The 22195-nt window shown below is 49.0% G+C and carries 20 protein-coding genes; 17 read left to right on the forward strand and 3 right to left on the reverse strand.

Annotated elements, in window-relative coordinates; genetic code table 11:
* Positions 1-62: 62 nt before the first annotated feature.
* Genes LKI20_RS09865 through LKI20_RS02130 form a run of 3 tightly spaced genes read left to right on the forward strand, consistent with a single transcriptional unit; the run spans position 63 to position 2644 of the window.
* Positions 63-473, forward strand: a complete 411-nt coding sequence (locus LKI20_RS09865) for a hypothetical protein (RefSeq protein ID WP_434734930.1) — start codon at positions 63-65, stop codon at positions 471-473.
* 55 nt (positions 474-528) lie between these two features.
* The gene (gene nadC, locus LKI20_RS02125) at positions 529-1377 is read left to right on the forward strand and encodes a carboxylating nicotinate-nucleotide diphosphorylase (RefSeq protein ID WP_291769210.1); all 849 of its coding nucleotides are present in this window, start codon (positions 529-531) and stop codon (positions 1375-1377) included.
* 1 nt (position 1378) lies between these two features.
* Positions 1379-2644: a cysteine desulfurase family protein gene (locus LKI20_RS02130; RefSeq protein WP_291769214.1), complete on the forward strand. Its 1266-nt coding sequence runs from the start codon at positions 1379-1381 to the stop codon at positions 2642-2644.
* A 156-nt stretch (positions 2645-2800) separates the two neighbouring features.
* Here the strand turns inward: LKI20_RS02130 and LKI20_RS02135 are convergent, their stop codons facing one another.
* Entirely contained in the window at positions 2801-3604 is an 804-nt protein-coding gene (locus LKI20_RS02135) for a TetR/AcrR family transcriptional regulator (RefSeq protein ID WP_291773316.1), read from the reverse strand.
* Positions 3605-3856: 252 nt separating this feature from the next.
* On the opposite strand from LKI20_RS02135, the gene LKI20_RS02140 reads away from it, so the two are divergent.
* The 5 genes from LKI20_RS02140 (at position 3857) to LKI20_RS02160 (ending at position 9551) form a co-directional block, all read left to right on the forward strand.
* Positions 3857-4255 (forward strand): hypothetical protein, encoded by a 399-nt coding sequence (locus LKI20_RS02140; protein WP_291769217.1) that lies wholly within the window; start codon positions 3857-3859, stop codon positions 4253-4255.
* Positions 4256-4308: 53 nt separating this feature from the next.
* Positions 4309-5577 carry a signal recognition particle-docking protein FtsY gene (gene ftsY, locus LKI20_RS02145; RefSeq protein WP_291769221.1) on the forward strand — a complete coding sequence of 423 codons (1269 nt, stop codon included), beginning with the start codon at positions 4309-4311 and terminating at the stop codon, positions 5575-5577.
* Between the two features lie 349 nt (positions 5578-5926).
* Positions 5927-7213: an ammonium transporter gene (locus tag LKI20_RS02150; RefSeq protein WP_291769224.1), complete on the forward strand. Its 1287-nt coding sequence runs from the start codon at positions 5927-5929 to the stop codon at positions 7211-7213.
* A gap of 1 nt (position 7214) precedes the next feature.
* Positions 7215-7553, forward strand: a complete 339-nt coding sequence (locus LKI20_RS02155) for a P-II family nitrogen regulator (RefSeq protein WP_034250804.1) — start codon at positions 7215-7217, stop codon at positions 7551-7553.
* 183 nt (positions 7554-7736) lie between these two features.
* Positions 7737-9551 (forward strand): nucleotidyltransferase domain-containing protein, encoded by a 1815-nt coding sequence (locus tag LKI20_RS02160; RefSeq protein WP_291769228.1) that lies wholly within the window; start codon positions 7737-7739, stop codon positions 9549-9551.
* 25 nt (positions 9552-9576) lie between these two features.
* On the opposite strand, the gene LKI20_RS02165 is transcribed toward LKI20_RS02160, so the two are convergent.
* Positions 9577-10911 carry an MATE family efflux transporter gene (locus tag LKI20_RS02165; protein ID WP_291769231.1) on the reverse strand — a complete coding sequence of 445 codons (1335 nt, stop codon included), beginning with the start codon at positions 10909-10911 and terminating at the stop codon, positions 9577-9579.
* 398 nt (positions 10912-11309) lie between these two features.
* On the opposite strand from LKI20_RS02165, the gene dnaB reads away from it, so the two are divergent.
* From dnaB to LKI20_RS02210, 9 genes are all read left to right on the forward strand, one after another.
* The gene (dnaB, locus tag LKI20_RS02170) at positions 11310-12761 is read left to right on the forward strand and encodes a replicative DNA helicase (protein WP_291769234.1); all 1452 of its coding nucleotides are present in this window, start codon (positions 11310-11312) and stop codon (positions 12759-12761) included.
* 7 nt (positions 12762-12768) lie between these two features.
* Positions 12769-14274, forward strand: coding sequence for a Mur ligase family protein (locus LKI20_RS02175; RefSeq protein WP_291769237.1), 1506 nt, complete (start codon positions 12769-12771; stop codon positions 14272-14274).
* A 122-nt stretch (positions 14275-14396) separates the two neighbouring features.
* Positions 14397-15146: a type 1 glutamine amidotransferase gene (locus LKI20_RS02180; RefSeq protein WP_291769240.1), complete on the forward strand. Its 750-nt coding sequence runs from the start codon at positions 14397-14399 to the stop codon at positions 15144-15146.
* A gap of 185 nt (positions 15147-15331) precedes the next feature.
* Entirely contained in the window at positions 15332-15559 is a 228-nt protein-coding gene (locus LKI20_RS02185; RefSeq protein WP_291769243.1) for a phasin family protein, read from the forward strand.
* A 138-nt stretch (positions 15560-15697) separates the two neighbouring features.
* Complete coding sequence (locus tag LKI20_RS02190; protein ID WP_291773318.1) at positions 15698-17356, forward strand: ABC1 kinase family protein; 1659 nt, start codon at positions 15698-15700, stop codon at positions 17354-17356.
* A 211-nt stretch (positions 17357-17567) separates the two neighbouring features.
* Entirely contained in the window at positions 17568-18539 is a 972-nt protein-coding gene (locus LKI20_RS02195) for a glutamate ABC transporter substrate-binding protein (protein WP_291769245.1), read from the forward strand.
* 94 nt (positions 18540-18633) lie between these two features.
* Positions 18634-19299, forward strand: a complete 666-nt coding sequence (locus LKI20_RS02200) for an amino acid ABC transporter permease (RefSeq protein WP_291769248.1) — start codon at positions 18634-18636, stop codon at positions 19297-19299.
* Complete coding sequence (locus LKI20_RS02205; RefSeq protein ID WP_291769249.1) at positions 19290-20108, forward strand: amino acid ABC transporter permease; 819 nt, start codon at positions 19290-19292, stop codon at positions 20106-20108. The genes LKI20_RS02200 and LKI20_RS02205 overlap by 10 nt, the downstream gene beginning before the upstream one ends.
* A 214-nt stretch (positions 20109-20322) precedes the next feature.
* On the forward strand, positions 20323-21387 hold the full coding sequence (locus LKI20_RS02210) for a glycerophosphodiester phosphodiesterase family protein (RefSeq protein ID WP_291769252.1): 1065 nt from the start codon (positions 20323-20325) through the stop codon (positions 21385-21387).
* A gap of 97 nt (positions 21388-21484) precedes the next feature.
* On the opposite strand, the gene upp is transcribed toward LKI20_RS02210, so the two are convergent.
* Positions 21485-22123: a uracil phosphoribosyltransferase gene (gene upp, locus LKI20_RS02215; protein WP_291769256.1), complete on the reverse strand. Its 639-nt coding sequence runs from the start codon at positions 22121-22123 to the stop codon at positions 21485-21487.
* Between the last annotated feature and the right edge of the window lie 72 nt (positions 22124-22195).

A 22195-nucleotide genomic window follows, 5' to 3' on the forward strand; every position in this document is an offset into this window, starting at 1 on the left:
AGGCTACACTTCAAGTCTGGCAAACTCAACCGCAGCATGCAGCACATCAACGACTCAGATTGTTGCAGATACCTAGCGTCAATCATCCCGAGCGAGGTCTACACAGCGCTGATGTTGCTAATAGCGATTTACCGCGATTCGAGGCATCCGATACAAGGGAGGGCATTCAGCAAGAGCTTTGGAATCATGTTGGAGTACTTCGTGATAGACAAGGGCTCACGGCTGCCATAGCTCATTTGGGCTCTGCGCTCGCAGAAGCAGAATCGGTTGTTGCAAACCGAGATATTCGTCCACAAAATCTTGCAGCTGATTGTGCGGTGCAACAGTTGGAGAATCGTAATTTACTCACAGTCGGATATCTCAGTGCTGTTGCAGCCTTGCAGCGCCAAGAGTCGCGAGGTGCACATGCCCGTACTGATTTCCCGAATAGGAGCGAAGTTGGTGTTTCGATGCGTTATGCCAAGTATTCATGAATACCGATACAACGCGGATCCCTTCAGCAAACTTCGTGTAAGAAAGTAGATAACCATGCTAACGACATCACGTATTCGCCAAGTAGTTGAAGCAGCACTTCAAGAAGATGCTCCCACAGGGGACATAAGCTGCGCTTATGTGATAGATGCGAATATGCAGGGAGCTGCTCAACTGGTAGCAAGAGAAGCAGGCGTGATGAGTGGCATGGCTGTATTTGAAGCAGCTTTCAAACTCGAAAATCCTCAGATTGAAGTCTCTGAACATTTCGTTGATGGCGGAGCCTTTGCTGCCGGACAGGTACTCGCACAAGTAAGTGGGGCTGTCGGCGATATACTGACCGCTGAGCGAGTGGCGCTAAATTTCATACAAAGAATGTCTGGTATCGCTACATTAACCGCAGCATTTGTTGCAGCCGTAGGCCCATATCCCGCCCATATTGTTGATACACGCAAGACCACGCCAGGGTTACGCGACTTTGAAAAATACGCTGTTACCTGTGGAGGCGGATTTAACCATCGTCAGGGACTCTCTGACGCAGTCATGCTGAAAGATAATCATCTTGCAGCTCTTAGCTCCAATGGCCAGAGCATAACGCAAGCAATCAAGCACATTCGCTCGCGTATCGGGCATACCACGCATATCGAGGTTGAGATTGACCGGCTTGATCAACTTGAAGAAGTGCTTCGTGGCGAGCCAGACACCATAATGTTTGATAATTTCAGCACTGAAGATCTCGCAAGAGGTGTTCGTCGTGTGGCAGGCCGCACCTTGGTCGAAGCCAGTGGCAATATGTCTCTAAGTCGAGTACCTGAGGTGGCTCATACCGGTGTTGATCTGATTTCGGTCGGAGCGTTGACTCATAGTGTGCGCAGCATTGATCTCGGTCTAGATTGGCTGGGTTGATATGGCCCAATCGGATAGTAGAGTCCCAAGCCCATCGTATTTGGCAGCAAACAATCTGTATCTAGATTCTGCAGCGACAGAAGCAGCTGACCCCGATGTTGTCAAAGCTATGGTGCCATACATGCTTCAAGAATTCGGCAATCCGGCGAGTGTGCATACGCAAGGGAAATTAGCTGCTGCAACATTGCACCAAGCTCGAGAAGAAGTAGCCCGACACCTTGGAGCCAGGACTGTAAATGTGATATTTACTTCGGGAGGTACAGAATCCGACAACCTTGCCATTAAAGGAATTGCTATGGGGATGGCAGCTAGGGAGCGGAATATGTCTGTGTCTAATGACTCAGAATCCAGTCTGGCTGCTCAAGCACGTAACGAAATAGTTATATCAGCCGTGGAACATCCCGCAGTAAAAGAATCTGCATACTGGCTCGAGCGCAACTGCGGTTTTCGAGTTCTGACGGTACCGGTGGATGCTGTGGGCCGAGTCAGCCTAACAGCATTGAAGACGATGGTGAATCATCGTACCGTTCTGGTGTCGGTGATGTTGGCCAACAATGAGGTTGGAACAATACAACCGATACGACAGATATCAGATATCGCTCACTCTTGTGGCGCGGTAATGCACACCGATGCAGTGCAAGCTGCAGGACTCATTCCTATTGATGTGGCAGCTCTCGGTGTCGATGCCCTGAGTATTTCTGGGCATAAATTCGGCACACCAAAAGGTATTGGTGTGCTGCTGTTGCGTTCTTCGCTGCCATACGAAGCGTTAATCTCGGGTGGGGGACAGGAACGAGGAGTGCGCTCTGGCACTCAGAATGTTGCGGCTGCGGTTGCTATGGCTGTGGGTTTGCGTAAGTCATGTCGACATATGGTTTCGCAATCTCGGGATTTAGCTAACTCTGCTCGAGCTCTGGCTGATGCTGTGAAGCAGTCAGTGCCGAACGTTCAATTGACTGGCGATTGGGAAAATCGTTTGCCGGGTCATGTATCGATGGTGTTTTCAGATGTTTCTGCTGAGGCGCTGTTGGTGGAATTGGATGTGCGCGGTATTAGTTGTTCAAGCGGGTCAGCTTGTGCTGTTGGGCATATGGAATCTTCGCAAACCTTGATAGCAATGGGCTTCGATCGGGTTTCATCGAAGAATTCCTTGCGACTGACTTTTCGCCGCCCACTCACCCCTGCACAAATCAAGTGGATTGTCGAGATTCTGCAGGCATCGTTGTCTGCGCTGACTCCAAAACGCCATCACGTAATGCATGAATAGACAGCTGTTTATCTCAATTGTCGTTTGTGTAGGGATTTACTTCGTAAAGAAGCGTTCTTAAGATTTAAGAATGGCGGAATAATGCAAATCTCATTTCTCAAGAGACATATTTATTTGAAAAATCCCTACACAAAAATCGCTGTGCAGCTCTGAAAGTTATTGCTGAGCAATAGTTGGGGTGTTTGCTGCGGTATTTGCGTGATTTTCAACATCCGAGACAGTGTTGTTGTCTTTGTCGGAGATTGCTTCTTCCAGTTGTTCCGAGTTATGACCCTCGTTATCGTGCTTCGATGCCTTATCGCCTGTTTTGCCAGAGTTGTTATTAATACGCTTTGCTTCAGATTTTGATGTGGGGTGCTTGCCTTCGAATCGTAATGTTGGTTTTGCTTCTAGACGAGAGAGTCCGTTCCACGCAAGGTTGACGATATATGCAGCAAGTTGCTCCTTGCTGGCTTTACGACGGTCAGCCCAGTATTGACCTGTAAATACAGTAAGGCCCACAAGCATTTGAGCGTAATACGGTACTCCTCGGGTTGAGAGTTTTTGCTGCTTAAAGGATTCTTCTAAGATTCCCTCGACGCGCAAACTGACATCACCAAGTAACGAATTGAAGGAGCTTGATGGGTCAGTCGAAGGGGAGTCACGAACGAGAATCTGGAAGCCCTCAGTATGCTCCTCAATAAAACCTAGTAGGGCCAGTGCTGTGCGCTCCACAATTCGTCTAGGGTGATCGCTGCTTTTGCTAAGTGCTTGGTTTAAGGCTGTGGTGAGAGATAGCATTTCTCGGTCGACAACAACCGCGTATAGTCCTTCTTTTCCACCAAAGTGTTCGTACACAATTGGTTTGCTAACCTTCGCGTTTGCTGCGATTTCTTCAACACTAACTGCTTCGAAACCTTTTGAAGCAAAGAGGGAGCGCCCGACTTCAATCAGCTGTTCGCGCCGTTGAAATGATGTCATTCGTGAAGATCCGCTCATGTACACAGTTTCCCACAATTTTTGAATCTTATGCGGCGGGTTATATTCCCATGAAGTATTCCCATTAAGCAATTGACATGAACAGCTTATGAGGTTATTGGCTGAGTGTCATTATGACCTTACAGAGGATTTGGCGAGGAATTATGGCAATTATGGCGTCACGTGCGAGATAGCGTGTGGAGAACGCGCGGGGGTTCGGCTTCTACGATGACGAATGTCCTGGCAGCTGGCACAATGAGTGTCATGGTTTGGGCGATTCTCATATGGTTGGCTGTGGTCATAGCACTAGTCGTGGTAGTGCTGCGCCTGGCGAGGGGCGAGTCGCACAAAGGCGGTTCCTATGAGCCTGTAGATGATTTATTGGCTAACGAACGTGAGGCTCGCGAGATGAGGAGCCCGCGTGTTGCTGGTACTGCGCCCTCGTTCCAACCCACTGGTCATCCGCGTCCCGAATACAGGAGTGATGACACTCTCGATTCCACAATGGAAAATCCCGTGTACGTCAACAATGCGTCAGTTGTTGAAGTTCGAGCCTTGTTCAAACCTGATGAGAGGGAAAGTGAACAGGCAAACGATAAGCTTATCGCGCACGCACAGAGTCCCGATTCGGGTTCGCTACATCCACAGCGCTAAAACGTTGGCATGCGATATGTAGCGCTGTCCCACTCCGTTTTTAGTGTTGGAGTATGGATACAAAGCTGATTGTGGGTATTATCGTTGCCGCAGTAATTATTCTGGCAATTGTTGTCGCGGTTATTACGGTTAAGAGAGTTCGCCGCCGGCATGATTTCGGAAGTGCTGAAGCCCCGAATCCTCCGCTACAGAGTTCTGGGAGTGCAGGCGCTGAACATACTGATGTCAGCGATCCAGGCCCTCGTCTCGAACCGGTATCGGCACAGATTCTTGATCCTACAGCCGCCGTTGATTTGGCTTCATCGCACGATTCAGCCAGTGCAACGAATACGGATAATTCACTTGCGCAGATGGCATCCCCAGCTGCACGACAAAAGACACGCAAACCTGAATCATCCGCTTCTCGTTTGGTTCGTCTACGCTCACGGCTTTCAAAAAGTGCTAACCCTTTTGGCAAGGTTCTTTTCACAATTTTGACTAAAGATAACCTCACGGAGTCAGATTGGGAGGAAGTCGAAGACACCCTGCTCTTAGCTGATGTAGGTGCTCAGGCCAGTAGCCAGCTTGTTGATGAATTGCGCTCTGACGTCCGTGTGACTGGTCAGAAGGACCCTGAGGCAATACGCGATCTCTTGCGTTCCAAACTGCTCGATTTAGTGGATATCAAGCAAGATAGGACGCTTAAAGCAAATCGAGCTGCGGCAGTTACACCGTCGGTAATTATGATGGTTGGCGTTAACGGCACCGGCAAAACCACCACCGCAGGCAAGCTTGCTCGTCTGTTCGTCGCAGAATCAAAAACCGTGGTTATGGGAGCAGCTGACACTTTCCGTGCTGCGGCTGCAGATCAATTGCAAACTTGGGGCAATAATGTTTCCGTTCCTGTTGTTCGTAGTGACAAGGATGGTGCCGACCCCGCTTCGGTGGCTTTCGAAGCTGCTCAACGTGCTGTGACAGATAAAGCGGATGTGCTGATTATTGATACAGCAGGGCGTTTGCAAAATAAGGCAAACTTGATGGATGAGTTAGGCAAGATTCGTCGAGTAACCGAAAAAACTGTGGCTGTTGACGAAGTATTGCTCGTGCTGGATGCCACCACTGGGCAGAATGGCATGGCTCAGGCCAAGGTGTTCGCTGAAGCTATCGGGATCACAGGTATTGTGCTTAGTAAAATGGATGGTTCCGCAAAAGGTGGGATTGTGATTTCAGTGCAGCAAGAGCTCGGTGTGCCTGTTAAGCTCGTTGGCCTTGGGGAAGGCCCTGATGATTTGGCACCATTTGATCCAGAATCTTTTGTTGACGGAATCCTTGCTCAGAACTAATACACCATGTGCCTGATAGGCCCTACATGATGCCCTGATGGTGCCGATATTTCGCTTATGTTATGCGCATTTTTGAATCACTGAAGAGCGATATCGATTCTCGTTTGCACGCTGTGCACTGTACGAACCATCATGTGGTTGGCTAAGATAGCTTGTGGGAGTAGGCAATTAACACATTCGTAACACACTGGAACGGTCATGGTAACCCTGCGGACGTTGTATTACTGCTGTTGGTTTCCTTATCGGGACACCATGTGAGAAGTCCGTCGGATCCCCGCCGATGGTTTTGAGAATGACCTGGGATTCTGAAGATTGAATCGCTCGTTTACGAACAGAGAGGGAGGTAGACATGGACACTGGCAATGCAGCATGGATGTTAACATCCGCGTCCTTTGTGTTCCTCATGACGCCTGGAGTGGCGTTTTTCTATGGAGGCATGGTTCGCGCCAAAGCGGTGCTGAACATGTTGATGTTGTCGGTAGGTGCTTTGGCTGTCACTGGCGTCGTTTGGACGCTTTGGGGCTGGTCAATTGCATATGCAGGCACAGATATTGGTGGAATCTTTGGCGATCCTGCCACAGGTTTTCTCCTCAAAGACACGATGGTCGCCACCGATGGTGTATTCGGGTCTGTAGATGTTAAGGATGCGGCATATCCGCACAGCATTGACGTGGCCTTCCAAGTCACCTTTGCCATGATTACAGTTGCACTGATTTCAGGCGCTCTTGCAGAACGTATTAAGTTCAGTACCTGGATGATTTTCGTTGCACTGTGGATTACTTTTGATTACGCACCGATGGCTCATATGGTGTGGAATGGTGGATTGCTTTCTCCTGACGGTGCAATCTCGCAAGCCGTAGGAGCCGCAGCCCACGATTTCGCAGGAGGTACGGTCGTGCATATCAACGCGGCAGTTGCTGCGCTGATTATTGTGCTCATTATTGGCAAGCGCAAGGGCTTCGCCAAAGAGCCGTTCCGCCCTCATAATGTTCCTTTCGTGATGCTTGGAGCATTCTTGCTGTGGTTCGGATGGTTCGGATTCAATGCTGGTTCAGCTTTCGGCGCCAATGGCACCGCCGGCTATGCCTGGGTCTCTACAACAGCAGCAACTTCAGCGGCTGTTCTCGGCTGGCTCTTCACTGAAAAGATTCGTTCCGGTCACTACACGGCAATGGGTGCTGCATCCGGTATGGTTGCCGGACTTGTCGCTATTACTCCTGCCGCCGATGTTGTGTCCCCATTCTGGGCCATGATTCTCGGATTAATCGCTGGTATCCTCTGCTGCTTCGCATGCGGTTTGAAGTTCAAACTGGGATATGACGACTCTCTTGATGTTGTAGGCGTACATGGTGTTGGCGGTCTCGTCGGCACAGTGCTCATCGGTTTCTTTGGCGAGGGTACAGGCTTGTTCGCAGGTGGCAATGGCAAGCAGCTGCTGGTGCAGGTGCTGATTGCGCTTGTCGCAATCGCGTTCTCCGCGGTAATCACTTTCATCATTGCTTTCGCACTTGAGAAGACGATTGGTTGGAGAGTGACCGAAGCTCAGGAGATCACTGGTGTGGATCTTTCGGATCAAGGCGAGCGCGCCTACGATTTTGCTGGTACAGCTAGCTCAATCATCAAGGAGGTGAAGTGAGATGAAGCTTATAACTGCAATCATTCAGCCACATAAGCTCGATGACGTGAAGGAAGCCCTGTCGGCTGCCGGAGTACATGGTTTGACTGTTTCCGAAGCCAATGGTTATGGACGTCAGCGTGGACACACTGAGGTTTACCGTGGCGCTGAGTACACCGTTGACCTCATCCCAAAGATTCGTGTTGAGGTGTTGTCTGACGATGCTGATGCCGAAACTCTTGTGGATGTTATTGTGAAGTCCTCGGGAACCGGAACCATCGGAGATGGCAAGGTTTGGGTTGCTCCGCTGGATACTGTTACCCGTGTTCGCACAGGTGAGACTGGCTCAGCCGCAATCTGATATATCTGCAGCAGTGCTATGAATTTCAGGAAGGCCCCACACGTCGTTGTGGGGCCTTCCTCATATTAGTGATGAATTGCTACACCACAGGTATGCAGGAATTGTCCAATGTGGTGTCAGCAGCGTTAGCTGTGATGTCGTAAAACCGAGCTGTGTAATACCTAACAGATGGAGACTTCGGTTATGGTTCAAGCCGTAGGAGAGTTGCATAATCATTTGCTGGCGATAAGCAATGTCGACGTTGATGGTGTGTATCGTGATGGCGCTCGTAAGCGTGCTGAACGTAGCCAGGTGGTAAATGATTCATTGAAGCAGCTGTGGGACGAGGCTGTATCCTCAGTGAATTTTCAAGTTCCTTCCACAGGTGTGGGGCTCGCTGCTGTGGGATCACTTGCTCGCGGGCAGATGGGGCCAAATTCTGATCTTGATTTAGTGCTGATGGTTGAGGATAGGACACTCAAGCAGGAGCAGCTCGCCCAATTTGCCGATAAATTGTGGTATCCATTGTGGGATTCTGGACTTGATTTAGATCACTCAGTGAGAACTCGATCACAATGTGAATCGGTTACTGATCACGACCTCCCTGCAGCTATGGGCTGGCTCGATGTTCAACCTATAGCTGGTGATGTTGAGCTCATCCAGCAAACGGCAACTTCGATTCTTGAACGCTGGCGCAAAGCGGCTAGAAAGCGCCTGCCAGAGTTGACGGAGTCGGCAATGTCGAGACTGAAACAATTTGGCAGGCTGCCATATATCAATCAGCCCGATATTAAAGAAGCTCGAGGGGGACTCAGAGATTCAACCTTGATTGCCTCTCTAGCGGCATCGTGGTTATCTGATCGTCCTCACGGTCAATACGACTCCGCAGTCAATCGCTTATTGGATGTGCGCGACTGCATCCATCTGGCAAGCAGAAAAGATACGAACTTGCTGTTGCCTCAATATCAAGCAGAAGTGTCGACGATGTTGGGTTTAGCGGATCCAACCTTACCTGAGGGCGAGCGTCAGGCTCGGTCAATCGATGACTTACAAACGTTATTGGCCACTTTGGGTAGACGTATAGCGTTTGCTCTGGATTCAACTACTTCGCGCGCTCAGCATTCGCTAACTCATGAACGTCCCCGTTTCGCATTCTTTCAGGGCAAGCGAGAGGCCCCTCGCTTCGATGTCATAGCACAGGGAGTGGCTCAGCATGAGAGGGAAGTTGTGTTGGCTCCAGGTATTAATCCAGCGCAGGAGCAATATCTTCCTCTGCGTGTGGCCGTTGCATCTGGTGAATTTGGCTTGCCGATTGCCAACTCGACATTGATCAATCTCAGCAAATCTCCAATTCGCGATTATGTGTGGGATGAGGAATCTCGTGCATTGTTTATCCGTCTTCTGGCTTGCAGAAGTGAGCTCACGCGAGTGTGGGAAGAAATCGATTATGTTGATATTCCAGGTAGATGGATCCCTGAGTGGCTGGGGGTGCGTAACCGTCCGAGCGCATCAGCAGCTCATAGATACACCATCGACCGACACATGGTTGAGGTTACTGCACGGCTTGGCGAACGGTCACCAGGCGGTGCACGCTATGATGATGCGCATATGCAAGCCTTACTGCTCGCGGGAATTCTTCACGATATAGGTAAGCGACCAGGTGTGCAGGATCACGCTCTCGAAGGAGCTCGCCACGTACCGGTAATCCTTCGCAGAATGGGATATCACGAAGAAGTAGTGAAGATGGCTACGGTTCTGGTGCGAGAACACCTAACGCTGTCAGATTATGCAACAGGGAAAGATCCATACGATCCGGCAGTAGCAGCGTCGCTTAGTGAACGCTTAGAAGGGGATGTGCTGCTTCTGGATATGCTTTTCGACCTGACGAAGGCTGATGGTTCCTCATTGGGTGCTACATCTGCTGAAGCTATTACGAAGCGCTACGGCTGGTCAAAGTGGCGCGAGCAACTTGTTACGGCAATGTATGCCGCTACTCGGGCCTATATGTTGAAGCACTAAAGCACTAAAGCACTGGCGTACAACATTACATTCTGTCAATTGCACGGTCAATCCATATATTGCTGCGCACACGTAGTCCATTGCATACAGCGCGAATGCCTATGAACACCACACTGATAAGCGACCACAACAGAGCAGTACTCCAGATGTCATTTGGCCAGGGCACGGCATTTGCGCCCCACAGCGTCAACAGGTACACGGCAGCTGTCAAGGTGCATGAGAACGCTAAGAATCGGTAATCTTCGGCGCCAATGAGAATGCCGTCAAGCGCCCACATCCACCCTGCAAGGGGGAGGAATATGGCTTGCACAATCATGCCAACAGTAATTAGCAGTTGAATATTCGCGGACGGGCTGAACAACGGAGATGCAATAATTCCGAGAATCACCATCACTATGCCGATAGCAACGCCTGTGAGTAATCCAGCACGCGCTGCTTCTCGCGTCATGTGGCGCGATGCTTCGCGGTCACGTGCTCCTATTGCTGTGGCAACAAGTGCCTGACCTGCTATACCTATGGCATCAAGCATATTCAGTGCGAAATTCCAGGTTGAGTTTACCGCTTGGTACGCGGCTAAAACCTGTTCCCCCATGTGGGTAGCTAAAACGACAGTCATCACCAACGAGAGGCGTAGCGCGAGAGTACGAATAAACAGGGGGAATCCATCACCTGCACTTGAGGCTATACCTTCCAGACGCGGCTTCCAGCTGGCACCGAATTTTCTAGCCCAAATTAGTGCAGGCACAGTGAGCATAATGCCCATGAACCATTGAGCTATCAGCGTGGCTGCACCTGAACCAACAATGCTCCAGTGGAATACCAACACAAAGAGTAATTCCAAAATGGTGTTAACCACAGCACCGGCAATGGCAGCTATGAGCGTGATACGAACTTTTCGCATGCCTCTGAATATGCCGTTGGCAGCATATACCAGTAGCATGCCGGGGAGGCCGAAAATAATCGCTTGCAAATATAGCTCAGCCTGGATGAGCACCTGCCCGCGTGCCCCCATGAGCTCACAGAGTCTGCCACCGAAGAAGAAGAGCAGCACAGAAGCAAGTAATCCGATAATCAATGCTAGCCACATGCCATCTACGCCAGCTTCAATGCCTTGGCGTTTATGGCCTGCTCCCATCAGTGAGGCGACTTGTGAAGTTGTGTTGTAGGCGAGGAACACACACAATCCGACGGTGGTGAGCAGGATTGTGGAGCCGATAGAAAGACCTGCTAATGAAGCGTCACCAATATGACCGACTACGGCTGTATCGATCAAGATGAAGGTGGGCTCCGCTATGAGTTGTCCGAAAGTAGGGATTGCCAATGACAGTATCGAATGTCTGATTTCGCGTTTATCGCTCATGGCACCCCTCTATTGTGGCCGCGCGCGGTTCGTTGGGCCGCTTTGAACTTTGCGGGTACAGGCTATCAACAGTTGAGTTAAGCCTGAAGTGGCAGGTTCGAGGTGTGGATGATTTGCTATTGATGTGTGAAAGAAGTCACGCTTGAACGGTAATGAACGAAAAGTTAACAGATCATAACAGCGAAGCTAATAGCACATGAATCATCTTTTGGAAATCGTACAAATGTTCAAAAGGCTCTATCCCCAAGCTATACACAGAGTTATCCTCATCGTGTGGATAACTCTGGGGATTATCCCCCTGAACACGCCTGTGATGTGGATAACTTTATTTTTCGTCCACATTGATACCGAATTACGCTCGTCATCTGCTGACAAGGGGCGAACGTAGAATCTAAACCATGAATTCTGATGATTTCCCTGATTTCTCGCGCTCCAGTCAAACAGGCAGCCGCACACAAGGCTCGCGACAAGGCCGCTCATCAGACAACGCAAGGGCTTTGTCTTCGGATGTGCTCTTCGATCGTGTTCCGCCTCACGACGATGAAGCAGAGATGGCAGTATTGGGCGGAATGTTGATGAGTAAAGATGCCATCGGTGAAGTCAGCCAGCTGATCGATGTATCTGATTTTTATCAACCTAAGAATCAAACGATTTATGATGCAGTGATTACGCTGTTCTCAGCCTCCCAACCTGTTGATGCTGTTTTGGTCGCCAATGCTTTGCTCAAGGACGGCGATTTAGAGAAAGTGGGTGGAACTGATTACCTGCATTCTCTTGTAGCATCAGTCCCGACTGCAGCAAATGCTACGTATTATGCGGATATCGTTCATCAGCGAGCTATTTTGCGCAATGTGATTGCTGCTGGAACGAAAATCGCACAATTGGGATATTCTGCTGAAGGGTCTCAAGCAGAGGATGTTGTTAATCTCGCACAGGCAGAAATCTATGAAGTCAGTTCAGGGAAAGTCCGGCAGGATTATCAAGCTATCGGTCCTGTGGTTCATGATGCCTTAGATCAGTTAGACAAACTCCAAAATGGAGATCTCGAGCGGGGCGTACCAACAGGTTTCAAAGATATTGATGATGTTACCCAGGGTTTGCAGCCAGGACAGATGATTGTTGTTGCCGGACGCCCTGCAATGGGTAAGTCAACCTTAGGTATTGATTTCGCGCGTTCCGCCGCTTTGCATCATCATGATGCAGCTGTGGTGTTCTCCTTGGAGATGAGTAAAACAGAACTCGCACAGCGCATTATCTCGGCTGAAACGAATATTCCTTTAGTGGCTTTGCGCAAGGCCGATGACATCACGCCTGAGCGGTGGAATACTCTCAACAATTTCTGGAATAAGCTCGATGATGCTCCGTTGTTTATCGATGATTCCCCTAATATGAGTCTGATGGAAATTCGTGCGAAATGTCGCCGGCTTAAGCAGACTGATGATCTGAAACTCGTGGTAATTGACTATCTGCAGCTGATGAGTTCCGGTAAGCAGATTGAGTCGCGCCAGCAAGAGGTTTCCGAGTTCTCTCGAGCCCTGAAGTTATTGGCGAAAGAGTTAGAGCTGCCGGTTGTAGCTTTGAGCCAGTTGAATCGTGGACCTGAAATGCGCAACGACCGCAAACCTATGCTTTCAGATTTGCGTGAATCTGGATCTATCGAGCAGGATGCTGATGTGGTGATGTTGGTACATAGGCCAGACTTCTACGATAAGGAAGATCGCCCTGGAGAGGCTGATATCATCATGGCCAAGCATCGTAACGGGCCTACAGAAACCTTCCATCTGGCATTCTTGGGGGCAAACTCAAAATTCAAAGATATGCCGCAGGATTATCAGCAAGCGGGGGTGTGACTGCCATATGGAACAACAAGAAAATTCAGCAAGTGCCAAACCTTGGTACTCATCCTCGATTCCTCTGCTTGGCAAAGGTATACGGCTGCTGTCACGTCTTACACGACACGGAGGAAGTGCCTTTCCTGGGAAAATCGTCGAATCACTGGATCCTGATTTCCTGGCACGTTCACTTGCACAACTCCCACTGGGAGTGGTTCTGGTTTCAGGTACTAATGGCAAGACCACCACAACTCGCATGATCGCTTCGATGCTCACTGATCAGGGTTTTCGTGTTTTCACCAATCCCACCGGATCAAATTTCACCAGAGGGGTGGTTTCCGCACTCTTAGGAGAGGTAAGTGCAACAGGTCACTTAGATGCGGACATCGCTGTATTGGAACTCGACGAAGCCTATGCCGTGCATTTTGTTAAACAAGTGAAGCCGCGATTTTCATTGCTGCTGAATGTTATGCGAGATCAGCTGGATCGTTTTGGAGAAATAGACAATACTGCTCGTTTACTCAGCCATGTTGCCGCAGCTACGACCGGAACTGTGATACTGAACCGTGAAGACAGGCGTATTGCAGACTTATTACAATGCGTACCTGAAGATACCGCTGTGCGCTATTTCGGACTGAGTGATGATTTGAAGAGTGCGTTCCCCTCGGATGACGACATGCACTCCGATACAAAAGCCAGTTCAGATTCCGAAGATCACAGAAGTTCAGTGAATGAAAGTACTACTGCTGAGTTGAAGACACCCGATTACAAGACCTCTGCGCAGGCAGATGGATCGGAGCAGTCTGGACAAAGGATTGATGTCTCTGGCGAGGAATTGATGCTCCCTATGGGGACTCCGGTCGCAGACGTGACCTTGGTGGCTGTAGGCAAACAATATGCACAGTTTGAGATGGACGGTGTAACAAGCGGAACTTCGGTCAAGCTTGAAGGATTATATAATCTGTTCAACGCAGCAGCCGCACTTACTGTGGTTCGTGCAGTACAGCGTTCTTCTGATACACAGCGTGATATTGATAATAAAAATCTACTCAATTCGCTCTCATCAGTGACTCCCGCATTTGGCAGGGGCGAAATCATTGATTTCCATGGGACCTCCGTGGAGCTTGTTCTGGTGAAGAACCCTATGGGCTTTAGACTTGCACTCCAATCATTCGACCCTATGGGATACGACACCATGATTGTGATTAACGACGAATTCGCTGATGGGCGCGATATGAGTTGGCTCTGGGACGTTGATTTCTCTTCACTCAAAGCAGAGGGTGTTGCTGTGGTCTCCGGAGTTCGTGCCTGGGATATGGCTCTGCGCTTGGAATATGACCAAGTTCCAGTCACTGCAGTTGATACTCAGCCTTCGCATGCTCTTGACCTATTCCTTCAGCACTCTGTCGATTCTGGGTCTGCAAATGGCGGGCCTGCTCGTCCGAAAAGAATATATTGCACCTATACCGCCATGCTTAAAATTCGTTCCAGCCTCTCTCACCTCACTACAGTTGCTGATGCTGGCGTGTGACAAGGGGCGCGATGCTCACTTGGATGTATCTAGGATCACTAGTGAAGAGAAGATGAAACACAGGTATTTCATCAACGTGATCACATATAGTGCTGAGCTGATAGGTATGTAAGGAGGACTTCATGGATAGAAACATTGATGTGTTGTCGCTGTATCCGAAGGATATGAATATCTATGGGGATTCGGGCAATGTGCTCTCTGTGCGTCGTCGCCTTGAGCTCCTTGGATATCAGGTTCAAGTGCATGCGTACAACCAAGATGGCGATTGGCCTGAGCATATCGATCTCATTCTGGGTGGTGGAGGTCAGGACCAAGGACAGCGAAAAATAATTCGTGATCTGTTTAAGCGTGCTGACAGTATTCGTGCTTTGGCACACGAGGGCACCCCGATGCTGATGATATGCGGTATGTATCAGTTGTTCGGTGATTATTTCGAGACTTTGGAAGGTGACCGACTACCAGGAATAGGTGTTCTGGGCTTACATACTATTGGCCAAGAGGAGCGTTTGATAGGCAATTTGGTTGAACATTCCCAAGAGTTTGGTGACATCGTTGGATATGAGAACCATTCAGGGAAAACCTTTTTGCATGAGGGCACACAAGCTCTCGGTACAGTGGATGCTCAGGGTACTGGTAATAACGGTTCCGATGGTACTGAGGGCGCCCGCATCCACAATGTCATCGGAACGTATATGCATGGATCGTTGTTACCAAAGAATCCTGCGATTACCGATTTTCTTATCCGTAAAGCATGTGAGCGTCGTTACGGTGCTCTTGACCCACAGAGCACAGTTGAGCAGCAGCAAGAACTCACTCGGCTCAACGATTTTGCCGAACGAGCAAGAGCGGTAGCTATGCAGCGTCCCCGCTAGTATCTATACAATCTGACTGGAGATTATGTTAGTGGTGCTGCCTTTGGCATATTCCTCGTTCGTGAGTAGTTCCCTCATGTCGCTCGAATAATTACTGGGGTAGAGTTGAAACACCGATACGATGGTGCGCACCATCGCTATTGGGATGTGACTAGCTATAGGCAAGCGAATACGAGGAGGTAATCATGGCAGATTTCGATTTTGGTGAAGGGCTGCGTAAAGTATTTCTCGCTGGCGTAGGTGCTCTTGCTACCGGCGTGGAGAAGAGCCAAGAAATCATTGACGATCTGGTCAAAAAAGGTGAAATTACTGTTGAGCAAGGAAAAGAGCTCAATACAGAACTCAAGCGCAAAGCGCAACAGCATAAGTCTGAGGCTCAGTCGGCTAAGGATGAGAACGAGCCAGAAGCATAGGCCAGGTGGGAGCGTTCAGACTTTATGACATCTGGTCAACATCAGACTGGACAGCAAAACCACGGGGAACACTCGTCGGGCTTTGCTGAGCCTAGCGGAGTTTCCGTCGATGCTATTGGGCAAGACGATACTCGACATATGCAAACGATTGGGTTGTTCGGCAGTAAAACTCAGCAATCCAGTCCGGGGGCTTACCACCTGACAGCTCGAGGCAAGTTCCGTCGTTTATGGCAGATAGCTCGAATCGCGACTCATTTCGATGCAGTTCGTGGACTAACCCCAGTAACTATGCGTTTGATGTTGGAGGCTTTGGGACCCACATTCGTAAAGGTTGGGCAAATTCTCTCCATGAGATCTGAAATTCTTCCAGATGCTTTTTGTAAGGAGCTTTCTCGGCTTAGGGCCAACGCTGATCCGATGCCCTACCAGACCGTGGTTAATGCTCTAGCACAGGAATACGGCCGTCCGGTAGAACAAATTTTTGAGCGCATCGATCCAACGCCACTGGGTTCTGCCTCATTGGCACAGGTCCACAGAGCCAAGCTAATCTCTGGTGAGGATGTGGCCATTAAAGTTCAGCGGCCAGGTGTGCGCGAAATCATGGCGCAAGACATTGATATTATGCGGTCATTTGCAAATATGGCCACACGTTTTGCTCGTAGTGCGCAGATTCTAGACCTCAAAGGCGTGGTTGAAGAACTGTGGGAAACATTTCAAACTGAAACAGATTTCTTGATGGAGGCTCGTAATTTAGAGGACTTCCGTAACTTCTGTAAAGACTATGCATACATTGACTGTCCACGGCCTTATATGAAGTTATGCACACAGCATGTGGTGGTGATGGACTACGTTGATGGTATTTCTGTATCTCACCCTAAACAGCTATTGAGAGCAGGTTACGATCTTGAAGAAATTGGGATGAAGCTGGTCGATAACTATGCCACTCAAGTCCTTGATGTGGGATTCTTCCACGCCGACCCTCATCCTGGAAATATCCTCATTGATGAAGGTCGGATTGTATTTATTGATTTGGGCATGACTGGAAGGTTGGATTCGAGCAACCGTTCGGCTTTACGCGACATGCTCTATGCAGTGGCAAGGCACGACTCACCTTCATTAGCGAATGCTCTGTTGCGCTTCACTGGGTCGCAGGAACAGCGTGCTGATGACTATGCTTCATTACTCAATGATTTGGATGCAGTTATCGAACAATTTGGCACGGTGGCTTTGGCTGAACTCAATATAGGTGAGTTCTTCACTGCGCTGATGCAGCTAGCACGTAAACATTCAATTGAGGTGCCAAGCTCTGTGACCACTGTTGCTAGGGGATTGGTGACCTTAGAAGGGACGTTAGATGAGTTCCTTCCATCGACCAATATGATTGCTATTATTTCGCAACATATTATTGCTTCGAAAAGTACTGGGGAACGAGTCATAGAGGAGACACGTTCACTACTCGACCAAGGGAATCAAGCTCTCCATGGATTGCTAGGTGCATTGGGAGAAACAAAAACTGCATCTAGAATGCTCACCAGAGGCCAGATGAAACTCAATATCGAGTTGGTAGGTTCTGAACAGCCTTTGCAGCAGCTTTCAGATATGGTTAACCGTATAACAATGGCGCTGATTGTGGTGGGCTTATATGTGGGCTCGTCCATCGTGTATTTTGCAGGTATTAAACCTGTTATATTTGGCATTCCTGTTATCGGACTTATGGGGTACGTGGTGGCATTCATTCTCTCAGTTTGGATTGTGATTGACATCATGCGAAAAAACAGGGCGATAAAACGTCGTTGAACACAGTATGCGAAGGCTTGGAATGTGAAGCATTGTTAGCACGTTCAAAATAATTGCGATACCTTACTTCGATAACGCTAAAGGTGAATTTTGCAATTCTTCGTTACAGTTATGGTGCAATCGTCGCATACATTGGTGACGTATCCCTTGGATGCAAGGGAGGGGATTGCCGCGCACAGCATTGAGATGCGAGGTAACTAGGAGAGGATAGATGTCTATGTTTGCTTTGGGTACCAGATTGTCCAAGAAAGTGGCAACCACAGCCGCTGCTGTTTTCGTGGTTACGGGTTTGGCTGTCGTTTCCGCATGTGGCGAGGCACCTGCGCCCTCGGCCTCCAGCACCAACAGCACAGTAAATCCTGATTTGGATACCGCAGCGTACACCAAGATTATTGACGGTGGCGACACCGCTGATTCAGCTACCGTAGAGGCCAATTCATGGGCTAAATCCGTCAAGGATGCAGGTGTTCTAAAAGTTGGTGGTACGAAAACTTCCACACTGTTCTCTTTGCAATCCACCAGTGATAACAAGGTTCGCGGTTTCGATGCAGGGCTTTCACAACTCTTAGCGCAGTACATCATCGGTAAATCAAATACAGAGCTGACTGTGGTTGATTCTTCAACGCGAGAGAGTGTTTTGCAGAATGGTACTGTGAATTCAGTATTTGCTACGTACTCGATCACCAGTGAGCGTAAGCAGAAGATTGATTTTGCTGGACCTTACTACGTTTCGCAACAGGCCATATTGGTAAAGAAGTCAAATAGCGACATTTCCAGTGTCAAAGACCTTGACGGTAAGAAGGTCGGTGTTCAGGCTGGTTCAACAGGTCCGGATGTAGTTAAAGAGAATGCTCCTAAGGCTACCGTTCAGGAGTTCCAGACAGATGACGAGATTACTCAGGCACTGCGTCAGGGTCGTATTGATGCCTATGTTGTTGATCAGACCTTGTTGCTTGGTGATGTTGTTAAGAATCCAAATGATTTCAAAATTGTTGGAGAACCATTTGGAGATAAGGATCCTTATGGTATCGGTCTACCAAAGGGTTCTGATGCTGCGGAGTTCGTCAATGCGTGGCTGAAGAAGATTGAATCCGATGGTACTTGGGCGAAACTTTGGAAGGTTACCATAGGAGATCGTACAGGGGTAAGCGAGGTTCCCACACCTCCGACCATTGAGGAATAACGCATCTCGCGTTTCGTGAGACATTCGGCCGTTTCACCGCTTCAAGTGGTGGCGGTCGAATGCTGTTCAATTCCGACACGATTAAGGAGGTGCCATGGGAGCTGATCTCAGCCACCTGCTAAATGCATATGGTACGCAGTTCTTAAGTAGTTATTGGGTTTCTCTGCGTATTGCCTTGCTTGCCTTTGCTGGCGGGTTTCTGTTGGGTACATTATTGACGGTTGCCAGAGTGAGCCCAATCCCACCTCTACGTGGGGCTGTAAATGTGTATGTCGAGACTTTCCGTAATGCACCGGTGCTTTGCGTGTTAATTTTTATTGTGTATGCCTTGCCTGATTTAGGTGTGGTTATTGATTACGAGCCGAGCGTTATTATCGCGCTCATTTTGGTGTCTTCTGCCTTTGCCTGTGATAATTTGCGCACTGGTATTAACACCATAGACGCAGGCCAGATTGAGGCGGCTCGTGCATTAGGAATGGGGTTTGGCCCGATTGTGAGTTCAATCGTGCTACCTCAGGCTTTCCGTAGTGTCATACAGCCTATGGTCACGTTGTTTATATCGGTTGTTATAAGCTCCTCTGCAGGTTCTCTGGTTCCTTTGGCGCATAAGGAGTTGACTGGTCTGGTTGCTGAAATTAACAACCACGAGGCCTTGGGCATTCTCACCTTCCTCATTGCTTCTTTGCTATATGTGTGTACAGGGCTAGTAATTGCTTTCTTCGGACGTAAAGTCGAAAGGAGACTAGCGATATGGCGATGACACGTACTGAGCGGGCGCTGTTCGAAATTGGCGGACCGAAAACACGTCGGCGTATTCTGATCGGCACGATTATCAGCGCTGTCCTCTTGGCGGTACTTCTTGCATGGGTTATATATCGTTTTTATGAGAAGGGTCAGCTCGATTATCGCTATTGGTATTTTTTTGCGCAAAGCAATGTATTAGCATTTCTTGGTGCTGGCCTGTTGGGTACCATGCGTGCAGCCCTAGGAGCCGGAGCCATAGCGTTGGTTGTTGGTATGTTCCTGATGCTTTGCCGGACTTCAAGCATCAAACCATTGTCTTGGATAGCCACCACACTTATTGAGTTTCTTCGTGGTACGCCAACGCTGTTGTTCATTTACTTTTTGTTCTTAGTCCCTGCACAGTTTGGTGTGCATATGAGCACCTATTGGATGGTTGTCATTCCAACTTCTGCATATGCGTCTGCTGTGCTGGCAGAGGTCTACAGAGCTGGTGTGGCTGCGGTGCCTAGTGGACAGAAAGAAGCAGGAATATCTCTTGGTCTTTCTGACTCACAAAATTTCCGATTTATTGTCATGCCTCAGATGCTGCGAATAGTTACACCGACTTTGGTAGCCCAGTTAGTTGTTGTCGTGAAGGACACAACTTTCGGATATGTAGTGACATATCCAGAGTTGATGGTGAACGCGAAGGTAGTGATTGCCAACTTCAGCAGTTTGGTACCTGTATATCTTGTGGTGGCAATTATCTATGTGTTAATTAACTATGCTATTTCACAGTGTGCTAACTGGCTTTCGCATAGAAACAGCATCGATATTTTGGTGTAATTCGCACATGAGTTCAACTCATGTGCTGAAGGTTTGGCCTCTTGTACTCGTGCTGTGCTGAGTTTTGCACGATAGGAACGCGACCTATTAGTGCCGTTAGCGACCTTTCGCACGTCATAATCCGAAGAAATCGTTATGATACGAAGTAGCAGTGCGAGTAGGGGATATCTGCTTATTCGCTGTGTAACGACGGAACAACGAAGGGGTATTGACGATGGGCTTCGCAAAAAATGTTCGTAGACTTGCACTATCTGGAGTTGCGGCAGCAGGTATTGGCACCTGGGCTTTGGCTCCAAGAGGCCCAAGAGGAAGAGCTAATTCGCGGGTTAGCGCCACTCCTAACGGAGTACCTGGCCAAGAAATATATGAAGATAGCCCAATTCCTGATGTCTATTTTGCTCACCGCGGGTTGCACGACACTGGTTCAGGGCTCACAGCCGGCTATCTGCCTGAGAGTGTTGACTATGTCACGTTGGCCCGTGAAATGGCTCAGAAGGCCGGATATGGCATAGGATTCAACGGTCCGATTGCACCAGAGAATTCTCTTGCCTCATTTGCAGCAGCCTGTGAAGCTGGGTTTGGTATCGAGCTAGATATTCAATTAACCAAGGATGGCCACGTCGTTGTGATCCATGACGATAACCTGCTCAGAGTGGCAGGAGTTAACCGCAGAATATCCGATTTAACCTATGCACAGTTGTGCAGAATTCCTTTGTTCCCTAGCCCTGCCAAAGCAGGTGACGATCACGTAGAGGGTTTGACTGACCAGATTCCGGACAGTCAGGATGACCAACAGTACGCGCAATACGTTCCGCTACTGACGGAGGTGCTCAACGTCGTTGATGGTCGCGTCCCGCTAATCGTGGAATACAAGATGGGCGATAGTTTTGACGAAGAATTGATGAAGCGTGGAGATATTATTCTTCGTGGTTATCAAGGCCCTTACGTTATAGAATCTTTTCACCCTATGGCAGTGAACTGGTATCGTATTCATCGGCCAGATGTCTGCAGAGGCCAGTTGTCCGAGCCGAAATCCTTCTCGTTCACCAACTCTCAGGAAGTTAAGCAGTCCTTAGCGGGTAATTTGCTATTCAATTGGTTGGGGCGTCCAGATTTTATTGCTTATGACTGGCACGGCGGCGACAATTTCCCACTGCGCACAGCACGCTCTTTAGGCGCGATTACTGTCTCATGGACGGTTCGTAGCGGTGCAGAGCAAGAGGCTTCGAGTCCCTATTTCGATTACATGATTTTCGAATCATTCGTGCCTTTAGCCTAACTTGCAACTGGCTGAACTATAGAACGGCGCTCTCATAGGTTGCTATGAGAGCGCCGTAATAATAAATAGATATCTCGTCGGAAGTTATGATGAGTGACTAGTCGATAACTCCATACAAACGATCACCTGCATCACCCAGACCTGGGACGATGTATGATTTTTCGTTCAGCTTCTCGTCAACCGCGCACACGACCACTTTGAAATCGATGCTGGGGTCGATTTCTTCGCGGAGTCTATCAAGACCTTCAGGCGCAGCAATGATGTTGATAGCAGTTACATCTTTGGCGCCGCGTTCAGCCAAATAATGTGTAGCGGCGATTAGGGTGCCACCAGTTGCGAGCATTGGGTCAAGCAGAAAGCACTGACGCCCTGAAAGATCTTCGGGCAGCCTGTTCGCATAGGTGATGATGTCGAGTGTATTCTCATCTCGCTTCATTCCTAAGAATCCGACTTCAGCTGTGGGGAGCAGACGTGTCATGCCGTCGAGCATGCCCAGACCTGCACGCAGTACTGGAACCACCATTGGTCGTGGCGTGCTCAGTTTCTTGCCGACCATTGAAGCCACGGGGGTTTCGATAGGATAGTCAGTGATGTCGAGATTACGGGTCGCTTCGTATGCTTCCAACATGACCAGCTCGCTTACCAGCTCGCGGAAGGTATTAGAAGGAGTGTTCTTATTTCGCAGGACGGTGAGCTTGTGCTCAACCAGAGGATGTTGCAATACGTTTAATTCCATACTCTTAAGGGTAAACCCCAATATTGCATGAAGAGTGAGTTTCAGGTGACAAAGTCAGAAAAGTGAAGAGAA

Origin of the sequence: Bifidobacterium sp., from assembly GCF_022647885.1 — a bacterium.
Taxonomy (GTDB): Bacteria; Actinomycetota; Actinomycetes; order Actinomycetales; family Bifidobacteriaceae; genus Bombiscardovia.

Bases quoted from the DNA above. Each gene is read 5' to 3' on its own strand.
- LKI20_RS02130 (WP_291769214.1), top strand. From the start codon at position 1,379: ATGGCCCAATCGGATAGTAGAGTCCCAAGCCCATCGTATTTGGCAGCA.
- LKI20_RS02205 (WP_291769249.1), top strand. From the start codon at position 19,290: ATGGCGATGACACGTACTGAGCGGGCGCTGTTCGAAATTGGCGGACCG.
- nadC (WP_291769210.1), top strand. From the start codon at position 529: ATGCTAACGACATCACGTATTCGCCAAGTAGTTGAAGCAGCACTTCAA.
- LKI20_RS02175 (WP_291769237.1), top strand. From the start codon at position 12,769: ATGGAACAACAAGAAAATTCAGCAAGTGCCAAACCTTGGTACTCATCC.
- upp (WP_291769256.1), bottom strand. From the start codon at position 22,123: ATGGAATTAAACGTATTGCAACATCCTCTGGTTGAGCACAAGCTCACC.
- LKI20_RS02160 (WP_291769228.1), top strand. From the start codon at position 7,737: ATGGTTCAAGCCGTAGGAGAGTTGCATAATCATTTGCTGGCGATAAGC.
- LKI20_RS02135 (WP_291773316.1), bottom strand. From the start codon at position 3,604: ATGACATCATTTCAACGGCGCGAACAGCTGATTGAAGTCGGGCGCTCC.
- LKI20_RS02180 (WP_291769240.1), top strand. From the start codon at position 14,397: ATGGATAGAAACATTGATGTGTTGTCGCTGTATCCGAAGGATATGAAT.
- LKI20_RS02185 (WP_291769243.1), top strand. From the start codon at position 15,332: ATGGCAGATTTCGATTTTGGTGAAGGGCTGCGTAAAGTATTTCTCGCT.
- LKI20_RS02140 (WP_291769217.1), top strand. From the start codon at position 3,857: ATGAGTGTCATGGTTTGGGCGATTCTCATATGGTTGGCTGTGGTCATA.
- LKI20_RS02165 (WP_291769231.1), bottom strand. From the start codon at position 10,911: ATGAGCGATAAACGCGAAATCAGACATTCGATACTGTCATTGGCAATC.
- LKI20_RS02190 (WP_291773318.1), top strand. From the start codon at position 15,698: ATGCAAACGATTGGGTTGTTCGGCAGTAAAACTCAGCAATCCAGTCCG.
- dnaB (WP_291769234.1), top strand. From the start codon at position 11,310: ATGAATTCTGATGATTTCCCTGATTTCTCGCGCTCCAGTCAAACAGGC.
- LKI20_RS02150 (WP_291769224.1), top strand. From the start codon at position 5,927: ATGGACACTGGCAATGCAGCATGGATGTTAACATCCGCGTCCTTTGTG.
- LKI20_RS02155 (WP_034250804.1), top strand. From the start codon at position 7,215: ATGAAGCTTATAACTGCAATCATTCAGCCACATAAGCTCGATGACGTG.
- ftsY (WP_291769221.1), top strand. From the start codon at position 4,309: ATGGATACAAAGCTGATTGTGGGTATTATCGTTGCCGCAGTAATTATT.
- LKI20_RS02210 (WP_291769252.1), top strand. From the start codon at position 20,323: ATGGGCTTCGCAAAAAATGTTCGTAGACTTGCACTATCTGGAGTTGCG.
- LKI20_RS02200 (WP_291769248.1), top strand. From the start codon at position 18,634: ATGGGAGCTGATCTCAGCCACCTGCTAAATGCATATGGTACGCAGTTC.
- LKI20_RS02195 (WP_291769245.1), top strand. From the start codon at position 17,568: ATGTCTATGTTTGCTTTGGGTACCAGATTGTCCAAGAAAGTGGCAACC.